Annotated in this window: 1 protein-coding gene; it reads right to left on the bottom strand. The window is 44.1% G+C overall.

The features are described from left to right. Positions 1 to 270: hypothetical protein (locus A3757_RS02855; RefSeq protein WP_197469686.1), on the bottom strand; the 270-nt coding region annotated here is incomplete at its 3' end. Between the last annotated feature and the right edge of the window lie 18 nt (positions 271 to 288).

The following is a 288-nucleotide window of genomic DNA, read 5'->3' as shown; positions in this document are numbered from 1 at the left end:
TTGATGATAAAAGAACTCAGCACTCAAAATACCTGGCGGGTTGATAAATATGCAGAGGCCTTGTTTGTTTATTAACGAGGGTAATAACAGGCGAAGCTCGCCGATACCACAAGTTGAGTGCAGCATTACAACGCCTTTTTTTGGAAAGCCGCCAGACAAGTGAACATCGAGCTCGGAGTAGCCGGATGTTTCGAACTCAGGTGCTTGTTGCCTACTCCGGCCATGCCAGATTAGCTGTTTCTTTTCGAGTAAATCAATGAAGTTTTTCATAGTAAATGCCTGTATGGA

It is taken from the genome of Oleiphilus sp. HI0117, assembly GCF_001635235.1.
This window is presented reverse-complemented; position numbering and strand designations above follow the sequence as displayed.